9 protein-coding genes are annotated in these 11,217 nt (G+C 68.4%); 4 read left to right on the plus strand and 5 right to left on the minus strand.

Annotated elements, in window-relative coordinates; genetic code table 11:
- Positions 1-76 precede the first annotated feature (76 nt).
- From ACZYX4_RS09055 to ACZYX4_RS09070, 4 genes are all read right to left on the minus strand, one after another.
- The gene (locus ACZYX4_RS09055; protein WP_463875233.1) at positions 77-1,810 is read right to left on the minus strand and encodes an acetyl/propionyl/methylcrotonyl-CoA carboxylase subunit alpha; all 1,734 of its coding nucleotides are present in this window, start codon (positions 1,808-1,810) and stop codon (positions 77-79) included.
- Complete coding sequence (locus ACZYX4_RS09060; RefSeq protein ID WP_463875235.1) at positions 1,807-3,489, minus strand: 5-oxoprolinase subunit B/C family protein; 1,683 nt, start codon at positions 3,487-3,489, stop codon at positions 1,807-1,809. The genes ACZYX4_RS09055 and ACZYX4_RS09060 overlap by 4 nt, the downstream gene beginning before the upstream one ends.
- Positions 3,486-4,244, minus strand: coding sequence for a LamB/YcsF family protein (locus ACZYX4_RS09065; RefSeq protein ID WP_463875237.1), 759 nt, complete (start codon positions 4,242-4,244; stop codon positions 3,486-3,488). The genes ACZYX4_RS09060 and ACZYX4_RS09065 overlap by 4 nt, the downstream gene beginning before the upstream one ends.
- A gap of 112 nt (positions 4,245-4,356) precedes the next feature.
- A complete protein-coding gene (locus ACZYX4_RS09070; protein ID WP_463875315.1) occupies positions 4,357-6,765 on the minus strand; it encodes an ATP-binding cassette domain-containing protein in 2,409 nt (802 codons plus the stop codon).
- Positions 6,766-6,902: 137 nt separating this feature from the next.
- On the opposite strand from ACZYX4_RS09070, the gene ACZYX4_RS09075 reads away from it, so the two are divergent.
- From ACZYX4_RS09075 to ACZYX4_RS09085, 3 genes are read left to right on the plus strand one after another with little or no spacing between them, the layout of a single operon-like run.
- On the plus strand, positions 6,903-8,138 hold the full coding sequence (locus tag ACZYX4_RS09075; protein WP_463875239.1) for a type III polyketide synthase: 1,236 nt from the start codon (positions 6,903-6,905) through the stop codon (positions 8,136-8,138).
- Between the two features lie 47 nt (positions 8,139-8,185).
- Positions 8,186-8,845, plus strand: a complete 660-nt coding sequence (locus ACZYX4_RS09080; protein WP_463875316.1) for a class I SAM-dependent methyltransferase — start codon at positions 8,186-8,188, stop codon at positions 8,843-8,845.
- Positions 8,838-9,971 (plus strand): FAD-dependent oxidoreductase, encoded by a 1,134-nt coding sequence (locus ACZYX4_RS09085; protein WP_463875241.1) that lies wholly within the window; start codon positions 8,838-8,840, stop codon positions 9,969-9,971. Before ACZYX4_RS09080 ends, ACZYX4_RS09085 begins: the two co-directional genes overlap by 8 nt.
- 47 nt (positions 9,972-10,018) lie before the next feature.
- Here the strand turns inward: ACZYX4_RS09085 and ACZYX4_RS09090 are convergent, their stop codons facing one another.
- Positions 10,019-10,429 (minus strand): nuclear transport factor 2 family protein, encoded by a 411-nt coding sequence (locus ACZYX4_RS09090; protein WP_463875243.1) that lies wholly within the window; start codon positions 10,427-10,429, stop codon positions 10,019-10,021.
- A 110-nt stretch (positions 10,430-10,539) separates the two neighbouring features.
- On the opposite strand from ACZYX4_RS09090, the gene ACZYX4_RS09095 reads away from it, so the two are divergent.
- Positions 10,540-11,202, plus strand: coding sequence for a peptide deformylase (locus tag ACZYX4_RS09095; protein WP_463875245.1), 663 nt, complete (start codon positions 10,540-10,542; stop codon positions 11,200-11,202).
- Positions 11,203-11,217: the final 15 nt, after the last annotated feature.

The following is an 11,217-nucleotide window of genomic DNA, read 5'->3' on the forward strand; positions in this document are numbered from 1 at the left end:
AGAAGAAGGGCACACTCCCCGCGCACGGTCCGCCGTGGCTGGCGGAAACCGTGCGCGGCGGCCGGCCCCGTCCTTTCTAGGTGATGGTGGCAAGGATGTCACCGCGCACGACGGCGGCGCCCGGCTCGTGCGGGCCACGCGCCAGCAGGCCGCGCCGGTGGGCGGCCACTGTCGTCTCCATCTTCATGGCCTCCACTATTGCCACGGGCTGTCCGGCCTCCACCGAATCGCCGGCCTCGACCAGCCATTTCACGAGGGAACCCGACATCGGTGAGGAAAGTTCAGTGTGGTCAACGGCCAGGGCTGCGGCTGCGGGGCCGGTCCCACTCCCCCCGCCGCTCATCAGGGCCTCGTAAAGCGTGGTGGGCAGGCCCAACTGAACCGCCTTGCCGTCCAACTCAACCGTGAGTGTGGTCCGGGCGGCGTCCGGTGTCGAGCGGGCGATCTCCGGCGACGCCGCAAGCGGCTCGGCAAACTCATTCTCGATCCATGTTGTGTGGACGCCCATCCTGTCCTCCGCGGTGAAGTCCGGGTGCCGGACAACGGCCCGGTGGAACGGCAGGACCGTGGGCAGGCCCAGGATCCGTATCTCATCCAGGGCGGCGCGGGCACGGCGCAGGGCCTGTGCCCGGTCCTCACCGTGCACGATCAGCTTGGCCATGAGGGAGTCATATTCGCCCGGAACGGTGGATCCGGAACGCACGCCGGAGTCGACCCGGATCCCGGGGCCCGTGGGGGCCTCGAAGACGTCCACCCGGCCCGGGCCCGGCAGGAAACCCCGCGCCGGGTCTTCGGCGTTGAGCCGGAATTCGAAGGCGTGGCCCCGTGGTTCGGGATCCGCGGTCAGCGTGAGGACGCCGCCGGCCGCAATCCGGAACTGTTCGCGGACCAGGTCGACTCCCGTGGTCTCCTCGGTCACCGGATGTTCCACCTGCAGCCTGGTATTGACCTCGAGGAATGAGATGACGCCGTCCGTCCCGACCAGGTACTCCACCGTCCCGGCACCGTGGTAGTTCGCCTCACGGCAAATGGCCTTGGCGGATTGGTGGATGAGGTTCCGCTGGGCCGCGCTCAGGAACGGCGCCGGTGCCTCCTCCACCAGTTTCTGGTTGCGGCGCTGAAGGGAGCAGTCACGGGTGCCCAGCACGATCACGTTGCCGTGGGTGTCCGCCAGTATCTGCGCTTCAACATGCCGCGGCTGGTCGAGGAAGCGTTCGACAAAGCATTCGTCGCGGCCGAAGGCGGCCAGGGATTCCCGGACAGCCGATTCAAACGCGTCCTCGATGTCCTCCACGCGGCGCACGACCTTCAGCCCCCGCCCGCCGCCGCCAAACGCGGCCTTGATGGCAACGGGAAGTCCGTATTCCTGCGCAAAAGCGAGGACCTCATCGGCGTTCCGCACCGGTCCGTCACTGCCCGGAACCAGCGGCGCGCCGGCCCTGACGGCGATTTCGCGGGCCGTGACCTTGTTGCCGAGTTCCCTGATGGACTGGGGCTCCGGGCCGATCCAGGTCAGGCCCGCGTCCAGCACCGCCTGCGCGAAGTCTGCGTTCTCGGAGAGGAAACCATAGCCGGGGTGGACTGCGTCCGCACCGGCCCGGCGGGCGACGCCGATGAGTTTGGTGATGTCCAGGTAGGTCTCAGCGCCGGAGCGTCCGCCCAGTGCGTGGGCCTCGTCCGCCAGCCGCACGTGCAGGGCATCGGCGTCCGGGTCCGAGTACACGGCCACGGACTGCAACCCCGCGTCGGAGCAGGCGCGGGCGATGCGTACCGCGATTTCGCCGCGGTTGGCGATCAGTACTTTTTTCATGGCGTGGATCCTTCGGAAGCTGTGCCGCTGACGGCTGGTTCAAGGCGTGCAGGTGAGTGGTGCGAAGTGGTCCCCGCCGGCTTCAAAGTGGCGTTGTCGACGATGTGGAAGCGCACCCTGTGGCCCGGCGGGAGCTGCGCGGCCAGGGGCAGATCCTCGGGCACAACGACTGCGATCACCGGATAACCGCCTGTCACCGGGTGGTCGGCCAGGAACAGCACGGGGTGCCCGCTGGGCGGCACTTGCAGTGATCCCCCCACTGCACCCTCGCTGGGAAGTTCGCCGGTGCGGCTGCGTTCAAGGGCGGCTGACCCCTCGAGGACGGGGTCCGTGCCGGCAGGCACCAGGCGGACACCGATCCTGTTGGACTGTGCCGTGACGAGCCAGTCCTGGCAGGACAGGGAACGCAGAGCATCGGCGGAAAACCAGTCGTCCCGCGGGCCAAGGGTCACCCGGAGCGCGGCCGGAGCGGAATCGAGCCGCAGCGTCGAGGGTTCCGGCGAGCCCACCGGAAGGTGTGCAGCCACGGCCGCGACGGGGAGGATCTTCCCGGCCGCCAGGGGCGCGGGACCGATCCCGGACATCGAGTCACTCGACCGGCTCCCCAGCACGGAAGGCACGTCAAAACCGCCGCGGACGCCAAGGTAGCTGCGGAGCCCCGAAGACGGCGCGCCAAGGGCCAGTGATTCGCCGTCGAGGAGGGCGAAGGGGGCGCACATGGCGGGCCGGTGCCTGACTGTTCCTGACGCGTCGCGGATCTCGAGGGGAACAGTGGCTCCCGCAACGGACACCACGTGATCGCCCTGGGCCAGCACGGTGAGGCCGCCCAGCAGGTTTTCCACGACGGCGGCACCTGGTTCGTTGCCGACCAGCCGGTTGGCCTGCCGCGCCGACTGCTGGTCGGCCGCGCCGGCCGCGGAAACGCCGAGATCCCCGAACCCGGGCCGGCCGAGATCCTGCACCAGGGCCTGCAGGCCCGGGGCCGTGACCACCAGCGCGGACGCAGTGGACATGGAAGCCTCGACGGCTGCGGTGACCGCGCTGCCGGCCACATCGATGATCTCGCGCACCGCCTTGTAGCGGACGTTATCGCCGGGGCGGACCAACGCGGGCGACTCGCGGCCGAGGTCCCATAGGACGGCTGCTGTCCGCCCGATCAGCTGCCAGCCCCCGGGCGATTGCCGCGGGTACACCGCGGAGAAAGCTCCGCCCAGCGCCACCGCGCCGGCGGGGACCGCAGTCCGCGGCGACAGCCGGCGCGGAACCTCAAGGCGGGTGTCCTCCCCCACGAGGTAGGTGAACCCCGGGGCGAATCCGCCGAATGCAGCGGTCCATACCTGGCCGGTGTGTGCCGCCACCACCCCGTCGGCACCCAACCCGGTGAGCCTGCCGACCTCGGCGAGGTCCTCGCCGTCGTACACGACATCGATGGTGACCTTGTTACCGGTTGCGCGCTCCAGCCGGCCCAGATCCAGCTCTCCGACGGCTGCGTGGGCCGAGGCTGCCTGCCGTCGGCTGCTGAACTTCACGAGCAGGGTTTCCGCCGCGGCCACGGCATCGAGCTGACCGGGGAAAGGTTCGGCAATGAGCCGCTGGTGGAGAGCGAGGACCGAGGCGAGGTCCGTCAGTTCCACGAGCCAGGCACACGGACCCGCCCAGCGGATGCCGGTGATGCTCATGCGAAGCTCCGGACGGTGACGCCTGCGGCTTCGAGGCCGGAACGTACGGCGGCCGCCATGGCCACCGCCCCGGGGGTGTCTCCATGCACGCAGATGCTGTCAGCCTTGACGTTCAGGACGGAACCGTCGCGGGCCACAATCGTGCCTTCGCTTGCCAGCCGGACCATATTTGCCGTGATGGTCACGGGGTCGTGCAGCACGGATCCTGCTTCGCTGCGGGAGACCAGCGTGCCGTCCGGATTGTAGGCACGGTCGGCAAATGCCTCGGACAGGACCCGGAGTCCGCGCGCGTCGGCTTTGCCCTGTGCAATGGAGTCGGGCAGGAGCAGCAGCGGCAGCCCGGGACTGAACGCATGTACGGCGTCGACGACCGCCTGCGCGTGCACCTCGTGGTGGACGATGGCGTTGTAGAGGGCGCCATGGGGCTTCACGTACTTGATCTCGGAACCGGCGGCGCGGGCCAGGGCCTGAAGGGCGCCGAGCTGGTACAGGACGTCATCGGCCAGTTCCGTGGCGGAGCAGTCGACAAAGCGGCGGCCAAAGCCGGCCAGATCCCGGTAACCGACGTGCGCTCCGATGGTGACGCCCGCAGCGACGGCCTCGCGGCAGGTCCGTGCAATGGTGCTTGGATCACCGGCATGGAAGCCGCACGCGACATTTGCACTGGACACGTGGCGGAAGACGGCCGCGTCGTCACCCATGGTCCAGCTGCCAAAGGACTCCCCGACGTCGCTGTTCAGATCGATGATGGGCATGTGATCTCCGCCTCAATTTGCATGATTTCCATCATGCCCCAAAATCTCTGATTGTTCAACAATGTAAGTGCCGACGACGCCGCACCTCACCACGCTGAGCTCCGGATCTCGGTCACCGGGCGACGTAGGCCGCCAGGTGCTCGCCGGTGAGGGTGCTGTGGCCGGCGATCAGCGCGGCCGGTGTGCCCTCGAAGACGATCCGGCCGCCGTCGTGGCCGGCGCCCGGGCCGAGGTCGACGATCCAGTCGGCGTGGGCCATGACGGCCTGGTGGTGCTCGATGACGATGACCGACCTGCCGGAGTCCACCAGGCGGTCGAGGAGGCCCAGCAGGTTCCGGACATCGGCCAGGTGCAGGCCGGTGGTGGGCTCGTCGAGGACGTAAACGTTCCCCTTCTCGGCCATCTGGGTGGCCAGCTTGACGCGCTGCCGCTCGCCGCCGGACAGCGTGGTGAGCGGCTGTCCGAGGGTCAGGTAGCCGAGCCCGACGTCCACGAGCCGTTCGAGGATCCTGTGCGCCGCCGGTGTCTTCGCCTCGCCGGCACCAAAGAACGCCTCGGCCGCGGTCATCGACATGGCCAGCACGTCGGCGATGTTGCGGCCGCCCAACGTGTATTCCAGGACGGACGCCTGGAACCTCCGGCCCTCGCAGTCCTCGCAGGTGGACTCGACGGTGGCCATAACGCCCAGTTCGGTGAAGATGACGCCAGCGCCGTTGCAGGTGGGACAGGCGCCTTCCGAGTTGGAGCTGAACAGCGCCGGCTTCACGCCGTTAGCCTTGGCAAAAGCCTTGCGGATCGGCTCGAGAAGGCCCGTATACGTCGCCGGGTTGCTGCGCCGGGACCCCTTGATCGCCCCCTGGTCGATCACCACCACGCCGTCCCGGCCGGCGACCGAACCCTGGACCAGCGAGCTCTTGCCGGAACCGGCTACGCCTGTGAGCACGCACAGCACCCCCAGCGGGATGTCGGCGTCGACGTCCTTGAGGTTGTGCGTCGACGCCCCACGCACCGCGAGCGTCCCGAACGGGGTCCGCACCGATTCCTTCACCCTGGCCCGGTCGTCGAGGTGGTGGCCGGTGATGGTGTCACTTCCCCGAAGGCCCTCCACGCTTCCCTCAAAGCAGACGCGGCCGCCGTCGGTGCCGGCGCCCGGGCCAAGGTCAACGACGTGGTCGGCGATGGCGATCGTCTCCGGCTTGTGCTCGACGACGAGCACAGTATTGCCCTTGTCACGCAGCTGCAGCAGCAGCCGGTTCATCCGCTCGATGTCATGCGGGTGCAGGCCGATCGTCGGCTCGTCGAAGACGTAGGTGACGTCCGTGAGTGACGAGCCGAGGTGCCGGATCATCTTGGTGCGCTGGGCCTCTCCGCCGGACAGCGTGCCCGCCGGACGGTCCAGCGAGAGATACCCCAGTCCGATTTCCGCAAACGAGTCGAGCAGGTGTTGCAGGCCTTTGAGGAGCGGCGCGACGGACGGCTCGTGGAGCCCGCGGACCCACCCGGCCAGGTCGCTGATCTGCAACCCGCACAGGTCGGCGATGTTCCTGCCCTGGATCTTCGAGGACCTGGCCTCCGGGCTGAGCCGCGTGCCGTCGCACCCGGGGCAGGCCTGAAACGTGATGGCGCGCTCCACGAAGGCCCGGATGTGGGGCTGCATCGCGTCGACGTCCTTGGCGAGCATCGATTTCTGGATCTTCGGGATCAGGCCCTCGTACGTGAGATTGATGCCCTCGACCCTGATCTTGGTCGGCTCCTTGTAGAGGAGGTCGTGCATTTCCTTCCTGGTGAACTTCGCGATCGGTTTGTCCATGTCGAAGCCGGCGCCGCTGAAGATGCGGCCGTACCAGCCGTCCATGCTGTAGCCGGGGATTGTCAGCGCACCCCCGGCGAGGGACTTGCTGTCGTCGTACAGTGCGGTGAGGTCGAAGTCGGAGACCGAGCCCATGCCCTCGCAGCGTGGACACATCCCGCCCAGGTAGACCGCATCGTGCACCACATTCTTCTCGATCCGCCCGCCCTTCTCGGTGCTCATCACGCCGCTGGCCTTCCGCGTCGGGACGTTGAAGGAGAACGCCGTGGGGGGCCCCACGTGCGGGGATCCCAGCCGGCTGAAGAGGATCCGGAGCATGGCGTTGGCGTCAGTGGCAGTGCCCACCGTGGAGCGGGGGTTCGCGCCCATCCGCTCCTGGTTCACGATGATCGCCGTCGTCAGACCCTCGAGGCGGTCCGCGTCCGGCCGCGCCAGACTGGGCATGAACCCCTGTACAAAGGCGCTGTAGGTCTCGTTGATCATCCGCTGCGACTCGGCGGCGATGGTGGCGAACACGAGCGAGCTCTTGCCAGAGCCGGAGACACCCGTGAACACCGTCAGCCGGCGTTTCGGGATCTCGATGCTGATGTCCTTGAGGTTGTTCTCGCGTGCGCCCTGAACACGGATCAGATCGTGGCTGTCGGCAACATGCAACGTGCCCGGCTGCGCATCCGGCTGCGGGTCCGACTGCTTTTCCGACGGCGTAGCCATGCTCATCGTGTCTCCATCCCTTGGGCGGGGCCGTCCGCGGCCTCCGCCGGCGTCGTCTGGCTCTATCTAACCAGCTCGGGCCCGCATCCGCGGGCGAAATCCATTGTCTTCTGCGCCGGCCTCGCTGAGAATGAACCATGACGGTCTACCTGAGGTCCCTGGAAACTGCTGTCCCGCCCACTGTCCTGATCCAAACGGAAGCCCGGGACGTTTTCGCGGCCCAGCCCGGGCTCACCAGGCTGGGTACCCGTCTGGTCAGCACGTGCTTTGATTCCGCCGCCATCGACACCCGCCATACGGCTGTCGATGAACTGACCAGGGATCACCAGGCTGAGAACCCGCGGTTTTTCGACGCCGGCACGGGACTGCTGCTCAGCCCCAGTACCAAGGTCCGCAATGACATTTTCGCCACCGAAGCCACCAAGCTCTTCATTGAGGCAGCACAGAAAGCCCTGGGCGCCTGTCCCGGAATCACGAGCCTTGACATAACCCACCTTGTCACGGTGTCCTGTACCGGGTTCTTCAACCCCGGCCCGGACTACAAAATCGTCCGCGCCCTCGACCTGGATCCCGCCGTGCAGCGCTACCACCTCGGATTCATGGGCTGTTACGCGGCGTTCCCCGCGCTAAGGGCCGCCAAATCCTTCTGCGAGGCTGATCCCGACGCCGTCGTCCTGGTCGTCTGCGCCGAGCTCTGCTCGCTGCACGTCCGGACCTCGAACGACCCGGACACCATCATGGGCTCGGCCCTGTTTGCCGACGGCGCGGCCGCCGCCATCGTGACCGCCCAGGAGGACCCGGACGAACCGGCGCTCCTGCAGCTGGACCACTTCGAGACCGTCCTGACCCCGGTCGGCGAGGAATCCATGGCGTGGAATATCGGCGATGAAGGTTTCGAGATGGTTCTGGGGAACTACGTCCCGCACATCATCGATGACCACATCATCGGCGCCCTGGAGCCGCTCCTCTCCCGGGAGGGTGCCCTGCATGGACTCCCCTACCGCGACATCCGGCACTGGGCCATCCACCCCGGCGGCCGCAGCATCCTGGACAAGGTCCAGTCCCGGCTGGAGCTGAGCGACGAGCAGCTGGTCCCGGCCCGTGAGACCCTGCGCAACTACGGGAACATGAGCAGCGCGACCGTGCTCTTCGTTCTCCGGCACATCCTTGACCTGCCGCCCGCGGACAGCGCCGGCGACGGCGCGGAACGGATCTGCTCGATGGCGTTCGGACCAGGGCTGACGGTGGAAACTGCGCTGTTCACCAAGCTCAGCAGCCCGCGCCGTGAAGGCCCGGCAACGCTGAGCGGGGAGGCGGCGCAGACGGAGGCCGCCCGGACCGGAACCGGCCAGCCGGTATCGGCCACGGCCTGAAACCAGTGGACCTGCTGCGGGAACGTGCGGCGCACGCCGTTGAGGAGATGGACCTGCCCGGCTGTGACCCGGTCCGGCTGGACCGCACCTATGCCCAGTTTGCGCTCGTGAACCGGGCCGTCTCCGGCTGGCGCGGCATCTACCTGAGCCAGCTCAGGCCCCGCCTCCGGAAGGGCGGCGCCGCCACCTTGCTGGACATCGGCTGCGGCGGTGGTGATGTGCCGGTGATGCTCTCCCGCTGGGCTGCCCGGGACGGGCTCCGGCTGGAGATCACAGCGATCGATCCGGATCCGCGGGCCAGCCGCTTCGCCGCCGGACGGCACCGGGCCGCAGGTGTCACGTTCCGTCAGTCCACGGCAGCCCAGCTCGCCAGCGAAGGCCGCAGCTTCGACCTGGTGGTGTCCAACCACGTGCTGCACCATTTGGCTGAGGACGAACTGCCGCTGTTCCTTTCCGAGTCCGCCGGGCTCTGCCACGGCCGGGTCATCCACAACGACCTGCGGCGCAACCCGGCCGCCTATGCCCTCTTCTTCGCCGGTTCCTGGCCCTTCACAGGCTCCTACATCAGGCAGGACGGACTCACCTCGGTCCGCCGCAGCTACACGGCAGCCGAACTCCAGGCCATCGCGCCCCCGGGCTGGACCGTCATCCGCCGCGCCCCCTTCCGTAACCTGCTGGTCCTGGACAAGGACAGGGCCCATGGTTGACGTCCTGGTGATTGGCGGCGGGCCGGTGGGGCTGTTCATGGCCGCGCTGCTGCTCCAGCACGGCGTGAGCGTGCGCATTCTGGAACAGCGGACCGGTGCCGAACCGCACTCCCGGGCCATCGGCATCCATCCCCCGTCGCTGGACGCGCTGCAGGGCATTGGCGTGGCGCCGGCCATGGTGGCCGAGGGGGTTCCGATCCGGCGCGGCGTCGCCGTCGGCGGCGGCCGGACGCTCGCCCGGATGTCCTTTGCCGGGGTCTCAGAGAGCTTCCCGTTCGTCCTTTCCCTGCCGCAGTCCCGCACGGAAGCAGTCCTGGAGCAACGCGTCCGGCAACTCGACCCTGACGCCGTGCATCGCGGCGTCCGGGTCACGAGGCTGCGCGACGACGGCGGCCAGGTCACCGCGGACGCCACCGCGGGCGGCTCGGCGGTTCGCTACACGTCGGCCATTGCCATTGCCGCCGACGGTGTCCGGTCCACGGTCCGGCCGCTGCTCGGGATGGCCGTCCGGGCGAAGGATTACCGGGACAGCTACCTGATGGGTGACTTCGCGGACACTACCGGGTTTGGTCCGGACGCGGCCCTGTTCCTGGAATCCGCGGGGATCGTGGAGTCCTTCCCGCTGCCGGGAGCGTTGCGGCGCTGGGTGGTGCGCCTCGCGGACCCCGGGGACGGCGGGGACGCAGGCCGGCTCGTTCAAACGATCCGGCAGCGCACCGGAATCGACGTCGATCCCGCGAGCAACAGCATGCTCAGCCGTTTTGGCGTCCGGACCCGGCTGGTCCGCCGGATGGTGGCGGGCCGGACGGTGCTGATCGGCGACGCCGCCCACGAGATCAGCCCGATCGGCGGGCAGGGCATGAATCTGGGCTGGCTGGATGCCGCAGCCCTGGCTCCGGTGGTAGTCGCGTCGCTGCGCGGCGCGGACGTGGGGGCGGAACTACGGATTTTCGAGACCAGCCGCACCGCTGCGGCCGCCCGGGCGGCGCGCCAGTCCGAAATCAACATGGCCCTGGGCCGGCCCCTGCCGGCCGGACCGTGGGCAGTGCGGAACCGCGCTGTAGCGGCGGCCGCCGCCGAACCCGCCATCCACGCGTTCGTGGCCCGCCGGTTCACCATGCAGTAGCCGGCACCAACGCGAACGCCGCGCGTCGGTTCGGCGGACAACCCGGCTCAGGCGGGTGGGGGCATGAAGTAGCAGTCGTAGCTGTCCTGGCTGACGACCCTGCCATCCCGGACCTCAAAGACGGATGCGACCCTGGCCCTGATAACCTCGCCGCAGTCCCAGTGTGGAAGGTCCATCAACAGGGTGGCGCTCCACTCGGCCTCCACCACCACACGGTCGCCTTCGCACGTCGTGCGCCGCACCGCGAACCGCTGCCCGGAGACGACGTCCCGGGCTGCCTCCGCGCCGGCCAGGGCCTCGCCCCGGTTCCGGGTTGCTCCGGCCGGGGCCAGCAGATGGGGCGCTTCGCTCAGCGTGCAGTCCTCGGCCAGGAACGGGGCGATCTTCGCCGCTCCGCCGCCGCTTTCGATGGCGCGCAGCAGCGCTAGGACGCATTCCAAGGGGGTCCGTGAAGTCATGGATCGAGACTATCCGAGCGTGGCGCCCGGGAATCCAGGCTGGAGCGTTGCTGCGTGGACTTACCTGCGAATTTGTTACAACGTCTTGCGGACGCCAGTAGTCTGTTGCCATGTCCCCTGACGCCAAGCCCACTGACTTCAGCGCCGCCCGCATCCATGAAACCGTCCAGCAGGTACTCACTGCCGGAGTGCTCCCTGCCATTACCCAGGCGGGACATCCGGTGCTCCGGCAGCTCGCCGTGCCCTTCGACGGGCAGTTGAACGACGTCGAACTGGGGCAGCTGATCGACCTGATGCGCAGCGTGATGCACAAGGCGCCCGGTGTGGGACTGGCGGCGCCCCAGCTCGGCATTCCCCTGCAGCTCGCCGTGCTCGAGGACCAGTTCGAGGTCGATCCCGAGGTCGCCGCGGCCCGCGGACGGGAGCCGCTGCCGTTCTTCGCCATGCTCAATCCGTCCTACGAGCCGACGAACGGCTCCACTGTGGCGTTCTACGAAGGGTGCCTCTCAGTGAACGGGCTGCAGGCCGCTGTAAACCGGCCCGAAACGGTGAGGCTGGATTTCACTGCACCGGACGGAACCAGGCAGCAGCGCGAATTCACGGGCTGGCAGGCGCGGATCGTCCAGCACGAAACTGACCACCTGCACGGCATCCTGTACCTGGACCGGGCCGAGTTGCGCTCCATCAGCAGCAACGCCGAGTATTCCGCACGCTGGGCGCAGCCCGACATCAGCCTCGCCCGGAAGGAACTCGGGTTCCTCCCGGGCCCGTGACGCTCAGGCCGCGTC

The organism is Pseudarthrobacter leeuwenhoeki, assembly GCF_055412885.1.